This window comes from Polynucleobacter sp. HIN7, from assembly GCF_030297595.1.
Classification (GTDB): domain Bacteria; phylum Pseudomonadota; class Gammaproteobacteria; order Burkholderiales; family Burkholderiaceae; genus Polynucleobacter.
Genome location: NZ_AP028138.1, coordinates 185,767 through 210,950, shown reverse-complemented (window position 1 = coordinate 210,950; position 25,184 = coordinate 185,767). Strand labels below are relative to the sequence as shown.

General features: G+C 48.5%; 22 protein-coding genes and 2 pseudogenes. 11 read left to right on the top strand and 13 right to left on the bottom strand.

Annotated features, from left to right (window positions below):
- Both QUE64_RS01145 and QUE64_RS01140 read left to right on the top strand, forming a co-directional pair.
- Complete coding sequence (locus tag QUE64_RS01145; protein WP_286225550.1) at nucleotides 1-543, top strand: phosphatidylglycerophosphatase A family protein; 543 nt, start codon at nucleotides 1-3, stop codon at nucleotides 541-543.
- On the top strand, nucleotides 540-1,049 hold the full coding sequence (locus QUE64_RS01140; RefSeq protein WP_286225549.1) for a CinA family protein: 510 nt from the start codon (nucleotides 540-542) through the stop codon (nucleotides 1,047-1,049). The genes QUE64_RS01145 and QUE64_RS01140 overlap by 4 nt, the downstream gene beginning before the upstream one ends.
- Here the strand turns inward: QUE64_RS01140 and corA are convergent.
- Nucleotides 1,046-2,017, bottom strand: coding sequence for a magnesium/cobalt transporter CorA (corA, locus tag QUE64_RS01135; protein WP_286223909.1), 972 nt, complete (start codon nucleotides 2,015-2,017; stop codon nucleotides 1,046-1,048). The two genes, QUE64_RS01140 and corA, sit on opposite strands and share 4 nt — an antisense overlap.
- Nucleotides 2,018-2,057: 40 nt before the next feature.
- Between corA and pyrF the strand changes: the two genes are divergently transcribed.
- Nucleotides 2,058-2,915, top strand: a complete 858-nt coding sequence (gene pyrF, locus QUE64_RS01130; RefSeq protein WP_286225548.1) for an orotidine-5'-phosphate decarboxylase — start codon at nucleotides 2,058-2,060, stop codon at nucleotides 2,913-2,915.
- A 17-nt stretch (nucleotides 2,916-2,932) separates the two neighbouring features.
- Here the strand turns inward: pyrF and mtgA are convergent, their stop codons facing one another.
- The 6 genes from mtgA to mpl are packed head-to-tail and all read right to left on the bottom strand — an operon-like array spanning nucleotide 2,933 to nucleotide 9,543.
- Nucleotides 2,933-3,640 carry a monofunctional biosynthetic peptidoglycan transglycosylase gene (mtgA, locus tag QUE64_RS01125; protein ID WP_286223907.1) on the bottom strand — a complete coding sequence of 236 codons (708 nt, stop codon included), beginning with the start codon at nucleotides 3,638-3,640 and terminating at the stop codon, nucleotides 2,933-2,935.
- 3 nt (nucleotides 3,641-3,643) lie between these two features.
- Nucleotides 3,644-4,540 (bottom strand): shikimate dehydrogenase, encoded by an 897-nt coding sequence (gene aroE / locus QUE64_RS01120; protein ID WP_286225547.1) that lies wholly within the window; start codon nucleotides 4,538-4,540, stop codon nucleotides 3,644-3,646.
- The gene (locus QUE64_RS01115) at nucleotides 4,537-5,400 is read right to left on the bottom strand and encodes an energy transducer TonB family protein (protein ID WP_286225546.1); all 864 of its coding nucleotides are present in this window, start codon (nucleotides 5,398-5,400) and stop codon (nucleotides 4,537-4,539) included. Before QUE64_RS01115 ends, aroE begins: the two co-directional genes overlap by 4 nt.
- On the bottom strand, nucleotides 5,397-7,391 hold the full coding sequence (locus QUE64_RS01110; RefSeq protein WP_286225545.1) for a ribonuclease catalytic domain-containing protein: 1,995 nt from the start codon (nucleotides 7,389-7,391) through the stop codon (nucleotides 5,397-5,399). The genes QUE64_RS01115 and QUE64_RS01110 overlap by 4 nt, the downstream gene beginning before the upstream one ends.
- Nucleotides 7,391-8,119, bottom strand: a complete 729-nt coding sequence (gene fabG, locus QUE64_RS01105) for a 3-oxoacyl-ACP reductase FabG (protein ID WP_286225544.1) — start codon at nucleotides 8,117-8,119, stop codon at nucleotides 7,391-7,393. The genes QUE64_RS01110 and fabG overlap by 1 nt, the downstream gene beginning before the upstream one ends.
- Before the next feature lie 14 nt (nucleotides 8,120-8,133).
- Entirely contained in the window at nucleotides 8,134-9,543 is a 1,410-nt protein-coding gene (mpl, locus tag QUE64_RS01100; RefSeq protein ID WP_286225543.1) for a UDP-N-acetylmuramate:L-alanyl-gamma-D-glutamyl-meso-diaminopimelate ligase, read from the bottom strand.
- Between the two features lie 25 nt (nucleotides 9,544-9,568).
- Between mpl and QUE64_RS01095 the strand changes: the two genes are divergently transcribed.
- The 7 genes and pseudogenes from QUE64_RS01095 to QUE64_RS01065 all read left to right on the top strand — a co-directional run bounded on the left by QUE64_RS01095 (nucleotide 9,569) and on the right by QUE64_RS01065 (nucleotide 15,175).
- Nucleotides 9,569-10,096 (top strand): TlpA family protein disulfide reductase, encoded by a 528-nt coding sequence (locus QUE64_RS01095; RefSeq protein ID WP_286225542.1) that lies wholly within the window; start codon nucleotides 9,569-9,571, stop codon nucleotides 10,094-10,096.
- 181 nt (nucleotides 10,097-10,277) lie between these two features.
- On the top strand, nucleotides 10,278-10,739 hold the full coding sequence (gene aroQ / locus QUE64_RS01090; RefSeq protein ID WP_286225541.1) for a type II 3-dehydroquinate dehydratase: 462 nt from the start codon (nucleotides 10,278-10,280) through the stop codon (nucleotides 10,737-10,739).
- Nucleotides 10,740-10,762: 23 nt separating this feature from the next.
- Nucleotides 10,763-11,233 carry an acetyl-CoA carboxylase biotin carboxyl carrier protein gene (gene accB, locus QUE64_RS01085; protein ID WP_286225540.1) on the top strand — a complete coding sequence of 157 codons (471 nt, stop codon included), beginning with the start codon at nucleotides 10,763-10,765 and terminating at the stop codon, nucleotides 11,231-11,233.
- A gap of 5 nt (nucleotides 11,234-11,238) precedes the next feature.
- The gene (gene accC, locus QUE64_RS01080) at nucleotides 11,239-12,606 is read left to right on the top strand and encodes an acetyl-CoA carboxylase biotin carboxylase subunit (RefSeq protein ID WP_286223898.1); all 1,368 of its coding nucleotides are present in this window, start codon (nucleotides 11,239-11,241) and stop codon (nucleotides 12,604-12,606) included.
- A gap of 14 nt (nucleotides 12,607-12,620) precedes the next feature.
- A pseudogene (gene prmA / locus QUE64_RS01075) lies at nucleotides 12,621-13,547 on the top strand (50S ribosomal protein L11 methyltransferase); the annotation flags it as partial.
- A 72-nt stretch (nucleotides 13,548-13,619) separates the two neighbouring features.
- The gene (locus tag QUE64_RS01070; RefSeq protein ID WP_353506048.1) at nucleotides 13,620-14,210 is read left to right on the top strand and encodes a DUF3426 domain-containing protein; all 591 of its coding nucleotides are present in this window, start codon (nucleotides 13,620-13,622) and stop codon (nucleotides 14,208-14,210) included.
- Nucleotides 14,211-14,218: 8 nt separating this feature from the next.
- Complete coding sequence (locus QUE64_RS01065; RefSeq protein WP_286225539.1) at nucleotides 14,219-15,175, top strand: carbohydrate kinase family protein; 957 nt, start codon at nucleotides 14,219-14,221, stop codon at nucleotides 15,173-15,175.
- 61 nt (nucleotides 15,176-15,236) lie between these two features.
- On the opposite strand, the pseudogene QUE64_RS01060 reads toward QUE64_RS01065, so the two are convergent.
- The 5 genes and pseudogenes from QUE64_RS01060 to QUE64_RS01040 form a co-directional block, all read right to left on the bottom strand.
- A pseudogene (locus tag QUE64_RS01060) lies at nucleotides 15,237-15,620 on the bottom strand (histone); the annotation flags it as partial.
- 343 nt (nucleotides 15,621-15,963) lie between these two features.
- Nucleotides 15,964-17,148 (bottom strand): ribonucleotide-diphosphate reductase subunit beta, encoded by a 1,185-nt coding sequence (locus QUE64_RS01055; protein WP_286223896.1) that lies wholly within the window; start codon nucleotides 17,146-17,148, stop codon nucleotides 15,964-15,966.
- Nucleotides 17,149-17,191: 43 nt separating this feature from the next.
- Nucleotides 17,192-20,140, bottom strand: coding sequence for a ribonucleoside-diphosphate reductase subunit alpha (locus QUE64_RS01050; protein WP_286225538.1), 2,949 nt, complete (start codon nucleotides 20,138-20,140; stop codon nucleotides 17,192-17,194).
- 222 nt (nucleotides 20,141-20,362) lie between these two features.
- Complete coding sequence (gene ampD / locus QUE64_RS01045; protein ID WP_286225537.1) at nucleotides 20,363-21,160, bottom strand: 1,6-anhydro-N-acetylmuramyl-L-alanine amidase AmpD; 798 nt, start codon at nucleotides 21,158-21,160, stop codon at nucleotides 20,363-20,365.
- 2 nt (nucleotides 21,161-21,162) lie between these two features.
- Complete coding sequence (locus QUE64_RS01040; RefSeq protein WP_286225536.1) at nucleotides 21,163-22,008, bottom strand: cytochrome C assembly family protein; 846 nt, start codon at nucleotides 22,006-22,008, stop codon at nucleotides 21,163-21,165.
- 20 nt (nucleotides 22,009-22,028) lie between these two features.
- Between QUE64_RS01040 and ffh the strand changes: the two genes are divergently transcribed.
- The gene (gene ffh, locus QUE64_RS01035; protein ID WP_286225535.1) at nucleotides 22,029-23,411 is read left to right on the top strand and encodes a signal recognition particle protein; all 1,383 of its coding nucleotides are present in this window, start codon (nucleotides 22,029-22,031) and stop codon (nucleotides 23,409-23,411) included.
- Between the two features lie 3 nt (nucleotides 23,412-23,414).
- Here ffh and QUE64_RS01030 read toward each other — a convergent pair whose 3' ends face one another.
- Entirely contained in the window at nucleotides 23,415-25,157 is a 1,743-nt protein-coding gene (locus QUE64_RS01030; RefSeq protein WP_286225534.1) for a proline--tRNA ligase, read from the bottom strand.
- Nucleotides 25,158-25,184: the final 27 nt, after the last annotated feature.

Sequence of the window (25,184 nt, the reverse complement as noted above, 5' to 3'; positions counted from 1 at the left end):
ATGAAAGCTACTCGCCGCCCATCATTAAATTGGATGCTGGGATCCGTGCATCGGGTATTTGGTATTGGCTTTGGGAGCGGCCTTGCTCCAATTGCTCCAGGCACGGCTGGCACCCTGCTTGCCTGGGCTTTGTTTTTGATCCTAAACGCAGTTCTTTCAACAACGTCCATGTTTGTTCTGCTTAGCATTGGAACGCTCTACGGACTATGGGCTTGCGGGCAATGTGGTCACGATCTAGGCCGCCCCGATGATGGCTCGATTGTTTGGGATGAAATCATCGCCTTTGCTTGGATCCTATTGTTGATTGGATCCAATAATCTATGGGTACAAGTAATCGCATTTTTAATCTTTCGATTTTTTGATGCCGCCAAACCTTGGCCCATCAATCGCGTCGATCAATACTTTAAGAAAAACTGGGTCCATCAAGAACGTATCAACCCATCGCAGATCATCAAACATGGTTTTGGAATCATGATTGACGATCTCATTGCCGCTTTCTTTACTATTTTGATCGTGATGCTTGGAATACACTGGCTAATATGAACTCATCCATCACCCCACTGGTTCAACAATTAGCTCAAACTTTGTTAGCTAAAGGTCTCAAGATTGCCTTAGCCGAGTCATGTACTGGGGGCTTATTGGCTGCACACCTCACCAGCCTTGCTGGATCCAGCGACTGGTTTGAGCGGGGCTTTATCACCTACAGCAATCAAGCGAAAGAAGAGAGTATTGGCGTATCAAAGGAGTTGATCGAACAATATGGGGCCGTGAGTGAAGAGGTTGCAAAGGCTATGGCCAAAGGCGCTCTCAACCATAGCCTAGCCCAAGTTAGTGTTGCTATTACTGGAATTGCTGGGCCAGGTGGAGGGGGTGCGAATAAACCCGTCGGAATGATTTGCTTTGCCTGGGGAGTGCGAGTGGATGATCAAATCCAAACCCGTGCACAAACAAAACACTTTAGCGGTGATCGTCAAAGTATTCGGGAGCAGGCCTGCGTTTACGCGATCGAGTCACTCCTTGGGGAACTCACTGCAAGCGAGTCCCACTAATTTGACTTCAACCAGCCTTTGTGGCGGAAGTAGCCCAAAGGAATCATTGCCGAGATGATCATGGTAATGATTGCCAGTGGGTAGCCCCAAGTCTCTTTGAGTTCAGGCATGTACTCAAAGTTCATACCCCAAATGCTTGCCAATAAGGTTGGGGGCATTAAGGCGACCGAGACCACCGAGAAGATCTTAATGATTTTGCTTTGGTTCAGACTAATAAAGCCAACCGTCGCATCCATCAAGAAGTTAATCTTGTCAAATAAGAATGCTGTGTGATTCTCTAGAGAATCAATGTCTCGCAAAATTTGACGCGCTTCTTCTTGCTGTTCGTCGGACAATAATTTGCTTCGCATCAGAAATGACAGTGCGCGCCGCGTATCCATGACATTGCGACGAATTCGGCCGTTGGTATCTTCTTCAGTGGCAATCGTCTCAAGAACTTCTGCTGCGTCGGCGTCGGTGATCGTTTCCGACAAAACACGTTTACCCGCGCGCTCAAGATTTTCATAAACCTCCTCAAGTGCATCGGCGGAGTACTCGGCATCGGTGGAGTACAGATCAAGGAGCACATCCTTCGCATTACTGACCGAACCCGGACGCAAACGCGCCCGCAAGCGTACCAAACGGAACACTGGTAAATCTTCATCGTGGATCGAGAACAACACCTGATTGGTCAGGACGAACGCCACCCTCACGTTGCGTGATGTATCTTCTTCGTCAAGCAAAAAGTCGGTGCGAATATGCAGATGCCCATCGTCTGCCTCAAAATAGCGTGCAGACGCCTCCAGGTCCCCAAGATCGTCCAACTCAGGGAGTTGAACGGCAAAAGCCTCTTTAATCCAAAGCAGCTCTTCCTCTTCAGGGTCAATCACATCAATCCAAATTGGATTGTGGTGTTGGAGCAGTTCATTGCGATCTTCGACTTGCTCTTGCGATAGACGGCCGTTTTGTAGGACGAACAAGTTGATCATGGTGAACTCCCGACGAATGCGCTAGTTTATCCTATGCACTATGAATCGTTCATTACATTTGGTAAAAAATTCGGGGTCCTTTCGGGATCAGATCGAGGCTGCCTGGGCATCTCAGGGCAGCATGCTCTGCCTAGGTCTAGACCCCGATCCCCAGCGCTTCCCGCCCAGCATAGGCAAAGGCCCCAAAGCCATCCTCAATTTTTGTAAAGAAATTGCGGATTCATGTGCTGACCTGGTGTGTGCATTTAAACCACAGTTTGCGTACTTTGCCTCCCAACGAGCAGAGGACCAACTGGAAGACCTGATCGCCCACCTCAAAAGATCCTACCCACAGATCCCCATTATTTTGGATGCCAAACGGGGTGATATTGGGAGTACCGCCGAACATTACGCATTAGAAGCGTTTGAGCGTTATGGGGCCGATGCCGTGACGGTCAATCCATACATGGGTAAAGACTCGATCGAACCCTATCTTCAGCACTCGGGCAAAGGGGTCATCATCTTGTGCCGTACCTCCAATCCAGGCGGGTCCGATATACAAAACCTTCCCATCAACAGCAACCAAGCAGTGTTTGAACGCGTTGCACACCTTGCCAAAGAGTGGGATCAAGCGGGTCAAATTGCACTTGTGGTGGGAGCCACCTTTCCCCAAGAAATCGCCCGAGTTCGAGCCATCGTCGGCGCCATGCCCTTACTCATCCCTGGAATCGGGGCGCAAGGCGGGGATATTGAAGCGACGGTTGCTGCGGGGCAAGTGGCGAATAAACCCGGAACGGGAATGATGATTAACTCATCGCGCGCCATTTTGTATGCGAGCAACGGAAAGGACTTTGCAGAAGCTGCCAGAAAAGTAGCAATAGCAACCCGTGATGCGATTCGATCTGCGCAGGCCAAATAAAAAGATGCTAGGTATTACTAGCGGTTTTTAGGCAAAGCTACACGATCCATATTCTCTAAAATAAACTGCTGACGCGCCCCAAAATCAATACTGCCGCGTTTGCAATATTTACTCTTATCGAAGCACTTTGGCGCTGGTAAAGCAGATGCTAATGCGACTGCCTGTTCGCGACTAATATTTTTTGGATTAGTCACATAGTAGTGAGAAGTCGCTGCACCAATCCCAAAAATCCCCTCACCCCATTCGACGGAATTCATATAAATCTCAAACATCCGCTGTTTGGAAAGCATCAACTCTAAAAGTCCGGTAATGACTAGCTCCTGTACTTTACGTAGGTAGTTTTTTTCGGAGGAAAGAAATAAATTCTTGGCCAATTGCTGTGTGATTGTGGAGCCGCCGCGCACCACCTTGCTGCCGCCTTTTTGGTTTCGCTCCCAGGCTTTTTGCATATCCTCAACACGAACCCCGCTGTGTTTAAAAAAGATATCATCTTCGCTTACCAGAATCGCCCGCTTTAAATCATTGCTGATCTGCTCGTACGAAACCCAACGATGCTGGATTGGGCAGCTCAGATTCCAGTGACAAAGACGCCAACGTTCCGCCCTCTGAAATGCTGTACTGCTTGGATTCATGAATGCCCATAGACCAATTTGGATCACAAAGTAAAACTGCAAACCGATCAGTCCCCAAGCCATGCATTTGAGGAAATATATGACCCATGACATGATTTAAGCGTACCGAAGCTGTGCAATAACAGCCCGAGTATCTAAACATTTGATGTCCACTTGATGCCACTGACTAAAGGCAACGGCAGCTTGCTCTACCAACATTCCCAAGCCGTCACTGATCCGACAGCCGCGCTGCAAGGCTTGCTCCATAAATACCGTGGTTTTGCCGTATACCAAATCATACGCAAAGCAACCAGGGCAAAACACGTGATCTGCCGCTAATGTGCTTAAAGGACTTTGGTCCTCGAGTCCAGCTGAGCTCGAATTAATCACAAGTGAGAATGCAGGGGTCGTTTGATCCTCCAATTGAGCGATGCTGCTTGCCATTAACTCCACGTCAAGCTCTGTTGCTAAAGACTGAAATATCGACACGAGCTCATGAGCTTTTTGAGCTGTGCGATTGGCAATCCAAATCCGTTTGGGCTTTTGGTTTAGCAGTGGCTCAACGATCCCGCGACTTGCACCACCGGCCCCCACAATCAGGACATCTGCTTCACAAATGGCAACCCCTTGAGAAAGCAGATCAGCCACTAACCCAGCACCATCGGTGTTATCGCCCCAGAGTACTCCGTCTTTTTGCCAGACGGTATTCACAGCACCTGCTAAGCGAGCACGGGTAGTCAATTGTTTGCATAACTGATAGGCTTCCAATTTAAACGGAATGGTGACGCTCGCACCCTTACCACCAAGGACAAAAAATTGGGTGAGCATTGCTGCAAATCCATCCACTGACGGCTGAATCCTTAAATAATCCATTTCTTGCTGGGTTTGTATCGCAAACCGCTCATGAATTAAGGGGGACTTGCTATGCCCAATCGGATTACCAAATACCGCATAAATATTTTTGCTAACAAAACGATTTGGCTTCAGCTCAGTCAAAAAGGGATAGTGACTCATGGTTTGGCACCCCTTAATTCCAGTCGATTACCAGATTGATCTTTCAAATCGCGTGTGAACTCAAACGTTGAAACCCAATCCAAAACATCGATCTGCTGACGCATCTCACTTGGAAAAGCTCCGAACGGAGCGGCGGCGCGCACAATCGCCACTGCTTGACGATCAAGCTCTGGAATACCGGATGAGCGACTTACTTCAATACCCTCACGCCCTTTGACGTTATTAGTAATTCGACCCTCTGCATCAACACTAACAGTTAACACCAAGCTACCATACAACGGCCGACCCTGGACGCGAGGAAAAAAAGTATTGCCATAGGCTTCAATCTTTTGACGCATACCATCATAGTAATATGCAAACGCAACCGTTTTGGTACTGCTTGCACTAAGGACCGCGCGACGTGGAAGACGACCCTCAGGGCTAAGTCGTCTAGCAAGCTCGGCTTCCAACGCATTGGTCTGAGAGAGCTGTTTAGATTCTTCGCCCGATCGCATTCCACTGGCCTGTTTTTTATCGGTATCTAATTTGGATAACAATTGCTTTTGGCGCTTCTCAAGTGCCTCTAACTTAGCATCGGCACCCAAGTGGGCGCGGTGCAATGCACTCGCATCCTCCCGAATAGTTAGGCCCCCACCATCCAAATTAGCCTGTGCTAATTTCTGTGCTTTTTGAGGAGGCGCGGGGCTTGATGCATTCACGAGCACAATACTCAATGGTGTATTGAAACGCCTCTCGGTTTCTGGCGGATTGAACCAGCGCTGACTCAATAGGGCAAGGTGAACCAGCAGAGATATGGCTAATGCGATCCATAGCGGCTTAATAGACCGACTCACCTCAAATGAATACAGAGCCAGTCTCATTCTGGTAAATCCCCTTCTACCTCAGCACTAACTTCACTCGGGCTGGTTTCCAGCTCAAGCACACGGGCCTTAGCAGATAGGTCTAAAAGATCTATATCCATAACTTCGATCTTAGCGCGGGTGAGACGAGGATGACTCGCCAATTCAGGGATGGGTAAATGCAGTGGAATAGGCTCAAGCCGCGACATACCCTCTTTCAGATGACGTGCGTAGATTGAATGGGGCAATCCAGCCTGCGCCAACCAACGCAAGCACCAATAGCGCTCCATGCGTGACTGATATTCCCCGTACTGAAGATATACCGTATCGAAATCAGCGGCAATTCCCATGATCTCCGAGTCTTTTGGCGGAAAGGGAGCTGTCATCTTCGCTGTTACGCCATTTCGAATCATGGCAATCAATTGCCATTGATTTACAAGATCTGCATACCGACGTAATGGCGAGGTACACCACGCATAACAATCAACACCCAAGCCCTCATGAGGGCCAGGGGTGGTTTGCATCCGTGTACGCTGAGGACCCCAACCTTTCTGGGTGCGGAATAGCGCCGGTAAACCATGCTCAGCTAGCGCTTGTCCCCAAATCTGATTACATAAGATCATGCATTCGGCCACGATGGTATCCAAAATCGAACCTCGAACACGAGGCTCAATCACGATTTCATTGGTTGACGAAGTGATCTTGAAATTGAAATCACGGATTAAAGCATTTGGATCAGCTTGACCCAAGACCTCGGCTCGCAAGCCGTCTTTGACACGCTGCTCTTGACGTTTTTGATGCTCATTTTGAGCCAAAGCCCACAATCGAGTCAGCGCTACGTGATGCGGCAATGATGAATTTTCTTGGGCCAAGAAGGCCTCATCAACCAGAGGCTCCCAATCGTCCAAGCGCAAATTGGTTTCAATCGGTACTAGCTCTAAAGCACTGTGGGGAGGTGTCTGAGTTCGTTGGCCAGAAGCATTTATCTCAAGATATAAAGAAATAGCAGGACGAGCAGAACCAGCATCGAGAGAAAAGTACTCCACAAACTGCTCTGGCAACATGGTAATTTTGTCACCCGGGAAATAAACCGTTGACATTCGTTGGCGCGCGATTTGATCAAATCGATCACCTTTCTGAATCAGTAAGCCCGGCGCTGCAATGTGAATACCCAATCGATATAGACCATTACCGATAGGCGTTAATGACAAGGCATCATCGATTTCTGTTGTGCTTGCATCATCAATTGAAAAGGCTTTCACTTGGGCAGTCGGCAAGCCGGCAATGGCCTTTTCAAATTCTTCTGGTGTAAATTGAAAATCGCTTGCGAAGCCTGTCCCTTTCGGAAAATGCGCTTGCACAAATTGGCCATGATGGTAAGACTGCGGGGAATCCAAAGCACCACAGCGCATCAGCAAACGCGCCGGATGTTCTCCTGTCTGTTCACAAGCCCCATGAAAAGCTTTGTATGCCAAGCTATTTTTATCTGGACGGAACAGCAAGCTATTTACCTGCGAATGCAAAGCATCTGGCAGCCTTCCTTCAATCAGTTCTTCCTGCCATGCTTGTTGTTGTAGAAGCTCTCTTTGCCTGCGCTCAATTGCCGCTAATCCCGCCTGCAGTTGCTCGAGTAGTGCCCGCATAAAGACGCCTCGCCCCTTGCGTCGAAAGTAAACAGGGGCTCCTTGCAATGCAATCGCTAAACCAATTAATTGGGGAGTACTTATGGTGTCCCCAAAATACTCTTTGGCAATTGTCTGGAAAAAAAATTCTTGGTCGGGCGCGCAATCCCATAGAAGTTGTAAATCAATTGTTGCAGCAATACCATGCGCTTCTTCAAGAACTTCTTGAGGATTCGCAAGATCAAATTGCAGCCATACCTCTTTAGCCTTTAGCTTGAGATGCTTGCCTGATAAAGCGCTTGCCTGCCATGACTGAGTCTCTCCAGACCCTGAGGATGACAAGACGGTCGCGATTCGCAGCTCACCGCCTTCTTCATATAGCAAATGCATTAAAGCGAAATCCCGCCACTAGCCTCGATGGTTACACCATTGACATAACTGGCTTCATCGCTCGCTAGAAATAGATACACATTCGCCATTTCCTCGGGAGTGCCTAAGCGCGCCATCCACGAACGCTGCTCAATACTTTGCAAAATGTTCTCGGGCATCGCCTTGACCATCTCGGTTGCAATAAATCCAGGACACACAGCATTCACCCGAATCCCTTTTTGCCCGAACTCACGGGCCCAGGTTTTGGTAAATCCAATCACGCCAAATTTAGTTGCTGAGTAATTGGTTTGACCAAAATTACCGTAGATACCGACCACACTCGAGGCATTGACGATCGCACCCTTTTTTGCTTCTAGCATATGGGGAACCACCAATTGGGTGCAATTAAAAACGCCTTTGAGATTAACATCGATCACTGCATCAAATTGCTCTTCGGTCATTTTCACCAAGCGGGCATCTTGAGTAATTCCTGCGTTGTTAATCAATATATCAATGCGATGATGTTTGGCGATGATGTCGTCAACCGCACGCTGAATACTGGCTCGATCGGTGACATCCAACACATAGGGCTCCGCATGCTTGAGTTGGCCGACGGCGTCCATTACCGCAGCTTCATTTAGATCGGCCAACATGACCTTGGCTCCCTCCTCGGCAAACCGTTTAGCAGTTGCAAAACCAATTCCTTTGGCTGCTCCAGTAATGAGTGCCACTTTGTTTCGTAAACGCATACCAATTCCTCTAATTAGGGATTCAGGCGCTCTAAGCGAGCCAGAATTTTTTGATGAACACCGCCAAAGCCACCATTGCTCATCACCAAAATATGATCATGGGGTTTAGCTTCACCACATACCGCTTCAACTAAGCGCCCAAGATCATGAAAGCTTTTCGCCTTAGACCCCAATTGCGAGATCGATTCTTGCAAATCCCAACCTAGGGCATCTTTGCCACTAATTGCTCCATAGGCAAATACCAAATCGGCTTCTCTCAAGCTATCCGGAAGCTGAGACTTCATAACTCCAAGCTTCATGGTGTTGGAGCGCGGCTCAAGCACCGCCAGAATTCGTGCCTCACCCACTTGTTTACGCAATCCGTCAATGGTGGTAGCAATTGCCGTTGGATGATGGGCAAAATCATCGTATACACGAATCTGATGTTGCTCACCAATGAGCTCTAGGCGTCGTTTGACATTTTTGAACTCTGCCAAAGCAAAAGCAGATTCTTCTGGGGTGATGCCGATATGATGGGCGGCCGCAATCGCTGCTAGTGCATTGAGTTGATTATGAACGCCCATCACTCCAGAGCCTTCGGCCCAATGAACCTCTGTGCATTTCTTGCCCTGATAAAAGACTGCAAAATCAGCGCCGCGTTTACCAGCCGCATTCTCAATATCTTCTAACGCCCAATCGCAGTCACCGTAACCAAACCGTTCGACGGGAGACCACACACCACGTTCGAGTACGCGATCCAATGACTGTTGTGAACCATTGGCAAGCACCAAACCGGTTTGCGGAATGGTTCGGACTAAATGATGAAATTGGGTTTCAATCGCAGCCAAATCGCTAAAGATATCCGCATGATCAAACTCGAGGTTATTGAGAATCGCAGTTCGGGGCCGATAGTGCACAAACTTACTGCGCTTATCAAAAAAAGCGGTGTCGTACTCATCCGCCTCGATCACAAAATAGTTCCCATCACCTAAGCGCGCTGATACTGAAAAGTTCAATGGCACACCACCAATTAAATATCCGGGTTTACGGTGATTACGCTCCAAAATCCAGGTGAGCATGGCCGTCGTAGTGGTTTTGCCATGCGTTCCAGCAACAGCCAAGACATGCCTACCTGATAAAACTTGCTCGCCAAGCCACTGAGGGGCCGAGGTATATGGCAAGCCCTGATTCAAAATTTCCTCGAGCAGGGGGTTTCCCCTGGAGACCACGTTCCCAATTAGAAATAAATCGGGTTTCGATTTAAATTCACGTAGTTGATCGGGGGAGTATCCTTCGATTAATTGAATACCTTGGGCTTCGAGCTGGGTACTCATTGGTGGATAAACATTTGCATCACATCCGGTTACCTCATGACCGGCCTGCCTGGCAATTGCCGCGATTCCACCCATGAAGGTGCCACAAATGCCCAAGATATGAATATGCATGCGTGGATTTTAGCTAAGGAGAGTCATGAACCGTCGTCATTTTCTAATTGGAAGTGTGGTCGCAATTGTTGCCGCAGTGGCAGGTGCTTTTATTGCCAATCGCAGAACTGCCCTCCAATCTGCCTCCCAAGAGGCAGTCAAAGCTCTTTTTGAACGCGAATGGTTCTCTCCAGACCAAAAGCCCATTTCAACCCAAGATTGGAGAAATAAGGTTTTGGTCATCAATTTTTGGGCCTCCTGGTGCCCGCCATGCGTTGAAGAAATGCCCGCCTTAGACAAAGTTCAAGGGGAATATGATCCTAAAAAGATGCTAATTGTCGGTATCGGTATCGATTCACCCTCGAATATTCGTCAATTTATTGAAACTACCATTATTTCTTATCCCATTGTTTTAGGTGGACTTGGTGGCAACGACATCAACAAAATGCTAGGAAACCCATCGGGAGCCCTACCCTTCACGGTAGTGATCAATGCCAAAGGGGATATCACAGGTAGAAAATTAGGCAAGATCAGCGAAGATGAGCTTAGAAAGCTCATTAAAGACGCAATTTAATTAAAATTAGCTACTTTTAGACCAATATTGAAAATGGCTTAGACGGCCATTTTTCGTTCAATTCTTAAAAAAACGGTCAATTTCTAGGTATTCCAAGCTCTTGGGGGTATACTGCTTCTTACGTTAATTTTCTGGATTTATCGCCAAATTAATCGATATTTTTCAATAACTGTAGCGATCTATGCCTACTAACCATTCAAATTCCTCTGTTTTGCTTCTAAATGGTCCCAATTTAAACCTTCTCGGCACTAGAGAGCCTGAGGTTTATGGCAAAACAACCCTTGAAGACATTACGAAGCGCATGGCCGAGCTTGCTAAAAATGCCGGAATTTCGCTGGAAAGCTTTCAAAGCAATCATGAGGGTGAACTAATCGATCGAGTTCAGAAGGCAAAAAAGGATGGTATTGGTTTCATCATCATTAATCCAGGTGGATTTACTCACACCAGCGTTGCCCTGCGCGATGCTTTAGCTGGTGTAGCGATCCCTTTTATTGAAGTGCACCTCTCGAATATTCACCAGCGTGAAGAATTTCGCAAACATTCTTATTTTTCAGACCTAGCCATGGGCGTGATTTGCGGTCTAGGCGCCCAGGGTTATGAACTGGCATTGGCAGCAATTCAGAACAAACTGGCTTCTCATTAAAAATCATTACAACGAGGTTTGGCATGGACTTACGAAAACTCAAAACCCTGATCGACTTAGTTTCTGAATCTGGAATCTCCGAACTAGAGGTGAGCGAAGGTGAAGACAAAGTCAAGATTGTGAATGCTCGCCATTCTGGCTCCGTTGCAAATGCTCCCGCAGCGACGCCCATGGGTACCATGGTCGTACCAGCACCGATCCAACCCGAAGTTCCAACTGCCTCGGTTGTTGCTACCCCACAAGCAAGTGCCGCACCAGAGGGGTTCGTACAGAAGTCCCCGATGGTAGGAACCTTTTATCGCTCCCCCAATCCTGAGGCACCTGCTTTCGTGAATGTGGGCGATACCGTAACTGTTGGTCAAACCTTATGCATTATTGAAGCCATGAAGCTTCTCAATGAAATTGAATCGGAGAAAGCAGGGGTAATCAAACAAATCCTGTGCGAGAACGGTCAAGGCGTTGAATTTGACCAACCGCTATTCGTCATCGCCTAATCGCCATGTTTGACAAAATACTGATCGCCAATCGTGGCGAAATTGCGCTGCGAATTCAACGAGCCTGCCGAGAATTGGGCATTAAAACGGTCGTGGTGTATTCCACGGCAGATAAAGATGCGAAATACGTAAAGCTTGCTGATGAGGCAGTTTGCATTGGACCGGCACCCTCGACCCAAAGCTATCTGAACATGCCAGCAATTATTTCTGCCGCTGAAGTCACCGATGCCGAAGCCATTCATCCAGGCTATGGATTTCTCTCAGAGAATGCGGATTTTGCTGAGCGGGTTGAAAAGTCTGGGTTTGCGTTTATCGGCCCGAGACCGGAGTCGATCCGCTTGATGGGCGACAAGGTCTCAGCGAAAAATGCCATGATTAAGGCAGGGGTTCCCTGCGTTCCCGGATCAGCCGGCGCTTTACCCACTGACAATCCAAAAGAAATTCTGGCGACCGCCAAGCGTGTAGGCTACCCCGTCATTATCAAAGCGGCTGGTGGTGGCGGAGGGCGCGGTATGCGTGTGGTTCACACCGAAGCAGCCCTGATTAGTGCCGTGAACATGACCCGTGAGGAAGCGGGACGCGCCTTTGGTAATCCCGAAGTCTATATGGAGAAGTTTTTAGAGCGCCCAAGGCACGTGGAAATTCAAGTCTTAGCAGATACCCATGGGAATGCGGTTTGGCTGGGTGAGCGAGACTGCTCGATGCAGCGTCGCCACCAAAAAGTGATTGAAGAGGCACCGGCTCCAGGAATCGATCGCAAACTAATTGCCAAGATTGGAGAACGCTGTGCTGATGCCTGTAAAAAGATAGGCTATCGCGGTGCTGGCACCTTTGAATTTCTCTATGAAAAGGGTGAGTTCTTTTTCATTGAGATGAACACCCGCGTGCAAGTGGAGCACCCGGTAACCGAAATGATCACTGGGATTGATATTGTTCAAGAGCAAATCAAGATTGCAGCCGGTCAAAAACTAGGCTTTCGGCAACGCGATATCGTCTTTAAGGGCCATGCGATTGAATGTCGCTTAAATGCGGAGGATCCCTTTAAGTTCACTCCCAGCCCAGGTCGAATTCAATCATGGCATATGCCTGGCGGCCCGGGTATTCGCGTTGACTCGCATGCCTATAGCGGGTATCTGGTGCCCCCGAACTATGATTCGATGATCGGTAAGTTAATTGCCTATGGGGCTACACGTGAGCAAGCAATTCGTCGCATGCGGATTGCCCTCTCCGAAATGGTGATCGATGGCATTCTCACTAACGTGCCCCTGCATCGCGAGCTGATGCTCGACTCAAAATTTGTAGAGGGCGGCACGAGCATTCATTACCTTGAACAACGCCTTGAGGAGCAATCTGCGACTCGTGGTGAAAAGTAGGCTTTCTTAAGCCAATGTCGTACCGCGAGTTCCAATTTACGGTCGTTGCTGAAATTGCTGAACCCTTGGGCGATGCGCTCATGGAACTTGGGGCGCTCTCGGTTTCGGTCGAGGATGCTACAGCGGGCGGCTATGACGAAAACCCCCTGTATGGCGAGCCAGGACTATCGCCCGAAGTGCAAGCTTGGGATTTATCCGTTGTTAAAGCACTCTTTGATCAAGGCTTCGAAACCAGCAAGGAAGAATTAGCCAGCATTCTTTTAGAGGCTGGATTTGCGGTTCAAACACCTATTGAATCGCTTGTGGCTGACCAAGATTGGGTGTCGATGACACAAAATCAATTCGACCCGATTCATATTGGTAAACGTATTTGGATTGTCCCTTCGTGGCATCAAAAACCGTCTGAACCAGACGCAATCTGCCTGGCAGTTGACCCTGGCCTTGCATTCGGTACCGGCAGTCACCCCACCACTCGACTATGCCTTGAATGGCTTGAGCAATACAGCAAGAACCCTGTTTGCAAAAGTCAAAGTGTGCTGGATTATGGCTGTGGCTCTGGCATCTTGGCCATCGCTGCCAAAAAACTGGGCTTTCAGACCGTATTTGGAACCGATATTGACCCACAGGCCATTGAATCGGCGCGTACGAATGCGCAACAAAACGAAACCTCTATTGAGTTTCAGTTACCCGACGATATTGATGCCACGATTGGGTCCCGCCCTTTTGATGTCGTGATTGCCAATATTTTAGCCAACCCCTTACAAGTTTTAGCGCCTGCTCTCATCGCACGCGTAAAGGATGGTGGGCAATTAATCCTTTCGGGCATCCTAGAGCGCCAAGCGCAAGAGGTCATCGATTGCTATCAGCTCCATATTCCGCTGTCGATCTGGAGGTCCACGGAGGGCTGGGTTTGCCTACATGGCCAAAAGCCGGTCTCTAAGCAAGATCGGGTTCCGAATCTGCGTTCGATTGAGGATGTCTCAAAGCCCAATCGCTCAATTGTTAGCGCTCCCATGACAAAACATGGGGGGTTTCATCTACGCAAACTTTTGATCACTGTTGGCATATTAATGATGATCGGCTTCCTAGTCGCAATGAGCCTTTGGCGTGTGCCAATTTTGCATTTTTTTGCACCCAACCTAGATAAAAACCCCAACCTAATTGCCTTACGTAGCTTTGAATTGCTACAAACTGTTGATCGGGGAATTTGCGAAGTCTTGCCCTGTGACCAGAGGGCTGTAATTGATTTCACGGCCTGGCGCTTTCTACTTGCCAATCTCGGAATGGATGACAGTAAGCGCGGCATTGAGGTTCAATCCATTTTGCAAATCGAGCTACAAAATCGTTTATTGGTCCCAGTTGCAATCCCCCATTTGGAGCTAACGCTTAGCGACGCCGATGAAAAAACTATTGCTCGTATTCTGATGAGCCCTGAGGAGTGGCTCCCCAAAACCTGGCAAAGCGCCCATCCCAGCTTTTTACTAACGGGAGCGCCACCTAAAGAACTATTTAACCTATCGCTACCCTTGCAGCTTCCAGCGAATGCTGCGGGTTATCGCTTACGTGTAGCATATCCATCCTCCACCCAACCCCCATCCCTATAGAGAACTTTATGGCAAGTATTATTTGTGGTTCCATTGCGTATGACACCATCATGACCTTTGAGGGTCGCTTCCAGGATCAAATTCTTCCAGAACAAATCCATATTCTGAACGTCGCCTTCTTAGTTCCTAGCATGCGCCGAGAATTTGGCGGATGCGCTGGCAATATTGGCTATAACCTCCAACTGCTTGGCGGCAAACCAATGATCATGGCGACCGTGGGGGCAGATGCAGATCCCTACCTCACCCATCTCGAGAGAATTGGGATGAGCCGCCAGTTCATTAAAAAACTCGATCAAGCCTTTACGGCTCAAGCGATGATTACTACCGATCTTGCCAATAACCAGATCACCGCCTTTCATCCTGGAGCCATGAATGACTCCCACTTAAATCGTGTCGATGACTGTGTGGCTAGTCTAGATCAAAAGGATCAACACATCGGTATCGTTGCCCCCGATGGCCGAATTGGCATGTGGGAGCATTGCCATCAATTTGCGGAGGCGAAGATTCCATTTATTTTTGATCCAGGCCAAGGGTTGCCAATGTTTAACGGCCAAGAACTGCTTGAGCTCGTCGATTTAGCCGCCTATGTGGCTGTAAACGACTATGAGGGTGAAATGCTGTGCCAGCGTACCGGCTTATCCCTAAACGAGCTGGCAAGTCGCCTCGACGCCTTAATCGTGACGAAAGGAGCTCAAGGAGCGCAGATTCATGCACAAGGCAAAGTCATTGATATCCCCGCAGTTCCCGCTGAGAAGATTGCGGATCCAACCGGTTGTGGTGATGCATTCCGGGGAGGTCTGCTGTATGGCCTTGAAAAAGGTTTGGATTGGGAGACAACCGGACGCTTAGCCAGCCTCATGGGATCGATCAAAATTGCGCATCAAGGGCCTCAAAACCATCAACCCACTCGCAAGGAAATTAGCGATCGCTTCAAAGCAGCTTTTGGTACTGCTATCGCTCTCTAAATAAAAATGGGGTCCCGAAGGACCCCATCCAGACTACTTCAACTATCCACTAAGCCTAGGCTTAGGGACGGCTGCCTGTAGGAAATGGCCAAGCCGCAGCCGGATTCAGCGCAGTTTGCGCTGGAGCAGCAACGGCGGGCTTAGCCGCGGGCTTTTTTACAGAAGCACCTTTCTTGGCAGCAGGCCTTTTCTTGGCTGCTTTTTTAGCAGGCTTTTTCTTGGCAGCTTTTTTCTTTTTAGCAGCAGGACGCTTTTTAGCTACTTTTTTCTTAGCAGCTTTTTTAGCGGCAGGCTTCTTCGCTGCTTTTTTAGCAGCTGGCTTCTTAGCGGCAGCTTTCTTAGCAGCTGGGCGCTTCTTCGCAGCAGCTTTCTTAGCAGCTGGTTTCTTAGCAGCTACTTTTTTCTTAGCAGCTGGTTTCTTTGCAGCAGACTTCTTTTTGGCGATTGCCATAGTGATTCTCCTTCACGTGTGAGGATTAGAACAAACTACTGATTAAGAAAACCCGACCATGACTCCACGTTACGCCTTGCGGTGCACCATGGGAAACGAGCGAGCTATTCATCGGCGCGCGGCTTACTGCATGGTGCTGCACGCTAATGAATCCTGGAAAAAAAGCTGCAGCCCTTGCGGGAAGCAGCTTTTCAAAGAGGGTAGAAAAAATTGGGAAGAAAGCCCGGTCACCCTGTTTCAAGGGTTTTCGCATTTTTGCCAGTTTCAAGCGACTACTAATACTAATCAACCGAACTATCTCCTATATTGCCGGAGGAAGCGCTGGTCTAGCTTTTTGTTACTCCCAACTCAGCGCACCACCGGTTTGATACTCAATCACTCTGGTCTCAAAAAAGTTTCTCTCTTTTTTCAGATCTATCATTTCTGACATCCATGGAAATGGATTCTCTTCATTTGGATACATCGCGTCAAGTCCTATTTGCATACAACGACGATTGCAGATGAAGCGCAGGTAGCTTTTGAACATGGGAGCATTCAATCCAAGCACCCCTCTTGGCATCGTATCTTCAGCGTAGCGATACTCTAATTCAACCGCTTTTTCGAAGATGCCGCGAATCTCTTCTTTGAACGCGGAAGTCCATAACTGCGGGTTCTCCAGCTTGATTTGGTTGATCAAATCGATACCAAAATTGCAATGCATCGACTCATCACGCAAGATGTATTGATACTGCTCCGCTGCCCCCATCATTTTGTTTTGACGGCCCATCGCAAGGATTTGCGTAAAACCAACATAAAAGAATAAACCTTCCATCACGCAGGCAAAAACAATCAGGGAGCGCAATAGCTTTTGATCGTTTTCAAGAGTACCGGTCTTAAAAGCGGGATCGGTGAGCACATCAATAAACGGAATCAAGAACTCGTCTTTGTCCCGAATCGAGGGGACCTCATGGTAAGCATTGAAGATTTCGGCTTGATCCAGACCCAAGGACTCAACAATGTACTGGTAGGCATGGGTGTGGATAGCCTCTTCAAAAGCCTGGCGCAATAAATACTGACGGCACTCTGGAGCCGTAATCTGGCGATAGGTTCCCAATACGATGTTATTCGCTGCCAAGGAATCCGCGGTTACAAAGAAACCTAAATTACGCTTAATAATGCGACGCTCATCTTCGGTCAGGCCATTAGGGTCTTTCCAAAGCGCAATATCGCGATTCATATTGATTTCTTGGGGCATCCAGTGGTTAGCGCAGCCGGCTAGGTACTTCTCCCAAGCCCATTTGTACTTGAAGGGAACTAGCTGATTAACGTCTGTCGTACCGTTAATGACTCGCTTATCTGCCACATTAACCCGACGCTCAGTGGCATCGGCTACTGGTTTTGCTGCCGCTTGCACCGGAGGAGCAACCGCAACCTGGTCGGCTACAGGGGCAACTTGCACTGGCGGAACGGCCATTGGCGAGGGTGGCGGCACAAACCCTGCCTTAGCAAGGGCTGGAGCGACTTCTTCATCCCAGTTCAACATACTATTCTCCTAATTCGTACTTGTTTTATCGTTTTAATCGGTCTTATTGGCAGGCTTCGCATTCCTCAAATCCTGGATCGCCAGGACGCATCGTGCAAACCGGGCCATCCGCAGGAACTGCCCCTGCGGTACTCACTGCCCCACTAGAGACTGCATTGAGTTGACCTGTGGCGACCGTTGATTTCTCAACATGGGTCGCTGCCATGGTCCGCAAGTAATAGGTGGTTTTTAATCCCCGAATCCAGGCCAACTTATAGGTGTCGTCCAACTTCTTACCGGATGCGCCGGCCATATAGATATTGAGCGATTGAGCTTGATCGATCCACTTTTGGCGACGTGAAGCAGCCTCAACCAACCAGCTTGGCTCAACCTCAAAGGCAGTCGCATACAAATCGCGCAGATCTTGGGGAACGCGATCAATTTTAGACAGAGTACCGTCAAAATACTTCAAATCGGCAATCATGACCTCATCCCATAGACCGCGATCTTTCAAATCCCGCACCAAGTAATCATTCACCACGGTGAACTCACCAGAAAGATTGGATTTCACAAACAAATTCTGGAATGTGGGCTCAATGCAGGCCGAGACACCAATAATATTCGAGATCGTTGCAGTTGGGGCAATTGCGACGCAATTGGAGTTACGCATACCGTATTGCTTAATTTGAGCACGGAGTGCATTCCAATCCATGGTGCTTGACTGATCTACCTCAACATAACCACCGCGCTCCTCTTGGAGCATCTTAAGGGTATCTTGGGGCAAAATGCCGCGATCCCACAGCGATCCTTGATAACTGCTGTAGGTGCCACGCTCCTTAGCAAGCTCACTCGATGCCTGATAGGCGTAATAGCAAACCGCTTCCATCGAGGTATCAGCAAACTTGACCGCCGCCTCACTCGCGTAGGGGATGCGTTGCATGTGCAAGCAATCTTGGAAGCCCATAATCCCAAGACCAACTGGTCGATGCTTCATATTGGAGTTACGGGCCTTCGCAACCGCATAGTAATTGATATCGATCACGTTATCGAGCATGCGCATCGCGGTCTGGATGGTCTTCTTGAGTTTGGCATGGTCAAGCACCATTTGACCGTCGGCATCAGTGGTCATATGAGCGGTGAGATTGACTGAGCCTAGATTACAGACGGCAATTTCAGTCTCATTGGTGTTGAGGGTGATTTCAGTGCACAAATTGGATGAATGCACCACGCCTACATGCTGTTGAGGGCTACGAATATTGCAAGGATCTTTGTAGGTAATCCAAGGATGGCCGGTCTCAAATAGCATGGCCAACATCTTGCGCCATAACTGAACTGCAGGGATCTTCTTCGATGGCTTAATTTCGCCGGCCTCAGCACGCTTTTCATAGGCGATATAAGCCTGCTCAAAGGCTTTGCCATACTTGTCGTGCAAATCGGGGGTGCTTGATGGAGAAAATAAAGTCCACTCACCGTTTTCCATCACCCGCTTCATAAATAAATCTGGGATCCAGTTGGAAGTATTCATATCGTGGGTGCGGCGGCGATCGTCACCGGTATTCTTACGAAGCTCCAAAAACTCCTCGATATCCAAGTGCCAGGTCTCCAAGTAGGCGCAAACCGCACCCTTGCGCTTGCCGCCTTGGTTTACGGCTACAGCGGTATCGTTCACAACTTTTAGGAATGGAACAACACCCTGCGACTTACCATTGGTGCCCTTAATGTGGCTGCCCAAGGCGCGCACATTGGTCCAGTCATTACCCAAACCACCAGCAAACTTCGATAACAAGGCATTCTCTTTCAAGGCCTCGTAAATGCCATCCAAGTCATCATCGACCGTGGTGAGGTAGCAACTCGATAGCTGCGAGCGCAGAGTTGCTGAGTTAAACAGGGTTGGGGTGCTCGACATGAAGTCAAAAGTCGAAAGAACCTCATAAAACTCAATCGCACGACGCTCACGCTCTGGCTCATTTAAAGCCAAGCCCATTGCCACGCGCATGAAAAATGCCTGCGGCATCTCAATCCGATGGTCTTCAATATGCAAGAAGTAACGGTCATAGAGGGTTTGGAGACCCAAATAATTGAATTGCAAATCCCGATCGGCATTGAGTGCTGCCGAGATTTTGCTCAGGTCAAACTCTAAAAGGCGGGGGTCCAGTAGCTCCGCCTCAATTCCCTTACGAATAAATTGGGGGAAATAATTCGGATACTCAGACTGCATATCGCCTTGCAAGACCTCACGCCCCAGAATTTCTTTCCGAATCACATGCATCAAAATACGAGCGGTCACCTGGCTATACGCAGGGTCTTTTTCGATCAGGGTACGCGATGCCAAAATAGCCGAGTCATAGACTTGAGCCATGGGAACACCGTCATAGAGATTCTTGATGGTCTCGGTCATGATGGGGTTAGCATCAATGTGGTTACCCAATCCCTCGCATGCCGCCTCAATCACACTGCGCAAAGCAGCCACGTTTAGGGGCTTAGTAACACCGTTATCGTTCACTTGAACAGAAGGCAGACTTGGGTCGGCAACCTGCTCTTGGGCCGCGCTTTGCTGCGCAGCACGTTCCTGGTTGCGCTTTTCGCGATAAAGCACGTAAGCCCGAGCAACGTTATGCTCACCACTACGCATCAAGGCCAATTCAACCTGATCCTGAATATCTTCAATATGAAAGGTTCCGCCATTGGGACGGCTGCGCAATAGCGCACGAACCACGTTTTGGGTCAATTGCTCAACTTGCTCACGAATCCGTGCTGAAGCTGCGCCCTGACCACCATTGACCGCCAAAAATGCTTTGGTCACAGCAATGGCAATTTTCGAGGGCTCAAAAGCAACTACCGAACCATTACGACGAATGATTTTGTAGTCTGAAAGCTGGGTGGTTTGAGCAAGACCTACACCACCGGCCACATAGTTGGCGGATGGGGTTTGAGTCAAATTACCGACGGGGCTAACGCCTCCATGACTCGTGGTACCTGCTTGGCCAGCTGCTTGAGGATCGGCGAAGGTCATATTGCTCCTGCTATATATATGTATTTATTGGAAAAAAGACAAATTTGTAACAAAAACACTAGATATAGTGGTTTTGAATCGTTCTGGATACTAAGTATAGGTAAATATTTTAAATTAGGTAAGCTCTTTTTTTCAGAATTTATTAGTAATTTCCCTATTTTTGATAGAAATGAAATCTTCAAAAAAGCGATGTAAGCGACCGCTTACCTGATGGAGAAATAGCTAGCGGACTTCAACCCCGAAGGGCAATTGTTCCTTACTTAGGTTTGCCAATCGTTGTATTCGCACCCAATCAAATGATTTGCCTGGGTCGGTCTTGCGGTCGGGCGCAATATCGCTATGTCCCGCAAACTGCAAGTTGGAAAAATTCTTTGCTAAGAAGTCAATCAGCTGGGCAAGGGCTGTGTATTGTTCATTGGTAAAGGCTGATTCGCCATCCCCTATTAACTCAATACCAATAGAAAAGTCGTTGCAACGCTCCCGCTCAAAAAATTGAGACGCGCCTGCATGCCAAGCCCGTTTATGAACCGATACCAGCTGAATGACCTGTCCATCACGATCAATCAAGAAATGGCTTGAAACCTTCTGATGCGCAATTTGCTCAAAATAAGGATGGGTGCGCGCATCTAACTTGTTTTGAAAAAAATCAATAATGCGATCACGACCAAATTGACCGGGGGGCAAACTAATATGATGAATGACCACCAAATCCGGTTTAATTGAAGCGGGTCGTTCATCAAAGTTAGGAGAAGCTCGCCACTGCGCCCTACCCCACCAACCCTTTTGACTTAAGCTATCGCGATGATCGGCGCAACAGTAATAGCGCCCATCCCATGCAATCGCATCATCTTCAGGCAAGTGAAGGTCGCAATACGAACAAGAAACCATACGCTTGGGCTTTAACTGAGAGGGCGGTGCTGACCTCGGCTCCAAAGCCTTTTCTTGATCGTGCTTTTTCTTAAGCACCAACCACCAATAGGCAAAGGCCAAGCCCAAGCCAAGCAAAATCCATTTCAGCAAAATTAAGTTCTCTGCAAAATCACTTCGGCAACAAAGCGAGTGCCTACATAGGTCAACAACAGGGCCACAAATCCACCTAAAACCCAGCGCACTGCTGTTGGACCTCGTAAACCAACCCGTAGGCGCGCAACCACTAAACCGCTAAACAAGAGCCACGATAAGAGTGCAAATACCGTTTTATGGTCAAAGACTAGTGGTTTACCAAACAGCTCTTGTGAGAAAAATAAACCAGAGAAGACGGTCATACTTAATAGCGCATAACCGACGTAGAGCAAACGGAACAAGAAACTCTCCATCGTCAATAATGGCGGCAGACTTTCAATCCAGGTCGGCGCACCGCCCATACCATTGGCCATACCCTTGCGCAAAGCCCGATCTTGTAAGTTCATTAATACCGCAAGCATCGCTGATAGGCTAAAAAATCCTACCGCAAAGGTTGCAACGATAAAGTGCGCCTTAAACCAAGGATCAGCGACGGCACGCTGAGAAATGACCGACCCTGGAAAGAGATCGGGCAGGATCGCACAAAACATCGCCATGCTGATGGTCATCAGCCGCAAGCTGGAAATGGGCAAGAAAAAGCTCTGAATCCAGTAAAAACTGAGTCCCACCCAAGCCATCAGGGAGAGATCTTGCGCAAAGCCAAATACAAAGCGCTCACCATTAAAAATCGACTCGTACAACAGGATTCCGTGAATGATCAACACGATCAGAATCAAAATTTGGACCAAGCCAATAAAAAATGGGGTCTCAGGGCGCCTTTGGTCGCGATAACCCAAAACAATAATCAGCAAGAGATAAAGTAAGGATGGCAACCAGCCAAATCCTGAGTAACCTAAAATAGTCATTTCGAAAGTCTAATCGATAAATGCTTGAGAATCTGACCGACCGCCTAAGTCGTGTGGTTAAAACCATGCGGGGTCAAGCTCGCCTGACAGAAAACAATACGGCCGACATGTTGCGCGAGATTCGTCTCGCCTTACTAGAGGCTGACGTTGCCCTGCCGGTGGTAAAGAGTCTCATGGAGCAAATCAAGTTCAAGGCACTTGGTGAGGATGTGGTGGGCAGTCTCACCCCTGGTCAAGCCTTGGTGGGGGTTGTGCAACGCGAGCTAGCTCTCATCATGGGTGGGACTGAAGAAGAGTCTGGGAAATTAAATCTAGCCACCCAACCTCCTGCGGTCATCTTGATGGCTGGTTTGCAAGGTGCTGGTAAAACAACCTCGGCAGCCAAACTTGCTAAGTTCTTGCAAGAAAAGTTAAAGAAAAAGGTTTTGACTGTTTCGTGCGACGTGTATCGTCCGGCCGCGATCGAGCAGTTAAAAACGGTTAGCGCTCAAGTTGGAGCGGATTTCTTTCCAAGCTCACCTGACCAAAAGCCCATTGAGATTGCCAATGCGGCGCTCGATTGGGCTAAACGCCATTATCACGATGTTTTAATTGTTGACACGGCAGGTCGTTTAGGAATTGACGAACAAATGATGCAAGAGATTAAGTCTTTGCATGCGAGTCTCAAACCGATTGAAACTCTTTTTGTGGTCGATGCCATGCTTGGTCAAGACGCTGTTAATACCGCGCGAGCTTTTCATGAGGCATTACCCCTGAGCGGCGTCATTCTGACCAAACTGGATGGTGATTCCCGCGGGGGTGCAGCGCTATCGGTTCGTCATATTACCGGCGTGCCCATCAAATTTATTGGCGTTGCAGAAAAAATGGATGGGCTGGAGGCCTTTGATGCGCAGCGCATGACCAACCGCATCCTTGGTATGGGCGATATCTTGGCCTTGGTCGAGCAAGCCCAGCAAACTGTTGATGTTGCGCAAGCCCAAAAGATTGCTAACAAAATACAAAAAGGTGGTTTTGATCTTAGTGACTTCCGAGAGCAAATTAAGCAAATGCAAAACATGGGGGGCATGGCCAATCTGCTCGATAAACTACCCAGCCAAATTGCGCAACAGGCTAGTAAAGCGAACTTAGGAATGGCTGATAAGCAAATGAAGCATATGCAAGGGATCATTGATAGCATGACCCCGCAAGAGCGTGCCAAACCGGAGCTACTCAAGGCGAGTCGTAAGCGTCGCATTGCCGCCGGCGCAGGAGTTCAAGTTCAAGAGGTCAATCGCCTCTTGGCGCAATTTGAACAAATGCAAGGCATGATGAAGCAAATGAAAGGCGGCAAGATGGCCAAGATGATGAGCTCGCTTGCTGCCCGTGGCGCCGCCAAAGGACTCGGCGGGCTGTTCAAAAAATAGAGCTTAAATCAAATTATTTTTTGCGGTATTGATCGCAGCAATAATCGTTTGCGCAATCGACTGGAACGGTATTAATTGAGTGGCACTTTCACGTCGCCCCTGAAACTCCACTTGACCCTCTTTCAGGCCGCGCTCGCCAATCACGACACGATAAGGCACACCAATCAACTCCCAGTCTGCAAACATCGCACCTGGACGTTCACCGCGATCATCTAAAACAACATCCACGCCAGCAGCAAGAAGCTCTTGATGAAGATGATTAGCAGCTTCACGCACTGCATCGGATTTATCGTAGCCCACAGGACAAATCACAACCTCAAATGGGGCCATGGAAATCGGCCAAACAATTCCACGCTCGTCGTGACCCTGCTCAATCGCAGCGCCTAATAAACGGGTTACGCCTATTCCGTAACAGCCCATCACCATTGGCTGAGCTTTACCATTTTCATCAAGATAGGTGCACTTCATCGCTTCGGAATATCGGGTACCCAATTGAAAGACATGGCCCACTTCAATGCCACGACAAATCTCAAGAGTTCCTTTTCCATCTGGCGAAGGATCTCCGGCCACTGCATTACGCACATCGGCTACCAAAGGCTCAGGAACGTCGCGCCCCCAATTGACACCAGTCAAGTGATAGCCTTCGGCATTGGCACCACAGACAAAGTCGCTCATATTTGCCACAGTGCGATCAGCAATCACTTGAACTGAAGCTGGCAGACCAACCGGACCTAAGTAACCCACTGGAGAACCGTATGCCGCCAGGATTTCAGCATCGGTGGCAAACCGGAAGGCACTTAAACCAGGGACCTTATTAACCTTGATTTCATTGAGCTCATGATCACCCCTGAGCAACACCATGAATAATTTGGCGGGTCCAGCGTCTTGATCAACTGCCAACACTAAGGATTTAATAGTATTAGACAGATCGATCTTGAGAAACTGCGCAACATCTTCGCAACGCTTTTGATCTGGCGTTGCCACTTTTTGCATACTTTCTTTTGGAGCGGATCGGTGTGCAATAAGAGCAACCGATTCAGCAGCTTCTAAATTGGCAGCGTAATCTGAATTAGGGCAATAAACAATCGCATCTTCGCCTGTATCGGCAATCACATGAAATTCTTGGCTGCCCGACCCTCCGATCGCACCATTATCAGCAGCGACGGCTCGAAACTGTAAACCCATGCGTTGAAAGATTCGGACGTAGGCATCAAACATGAGCGCGTAAGACTTTTTCAAGCCTGCCTGATCACGATCAAATGAATAAGCATCCTTCATGCTGAACTCACGACCCCGCATGATCCCAAAACGGGGGCGACGCTCATCACGAAACTTCGTCTGGATTTGATAAAAGTTAACGGGCAACTGCTTGTAGCTCCTAATCTCCGAGCGCGCAAGATCAGTGATCACCTCTTCGGAGGTTGGCTGAATCAGATAATCGCGCTCATGGCGATCTTGAATGCGCAACAACTCGGGACCCATTTTTTCCCAACGACCCGTCTCTTGCCATAACTCAGCGGGTTGAACGATCGGCATCAGAAGCTCGATGGCTCCGGCGCGATTCATTTCTTCCCGAATGATGTTCTCGACCTTCCGAATTACCTTGAGCCCGAGAGGGAGATAGTTATAAATTCCAGCACTTAATTTACGGATTAGCCCAGCGCGCACCATCAGTTGGTGAGACACAATCTCCGCATCTGCTGGAGCCTCTTTTAGGGTTGCAAGAAAGGTTTGTGAAGCTTTCATGAGTGACTATAATCAAATCGTTGATTT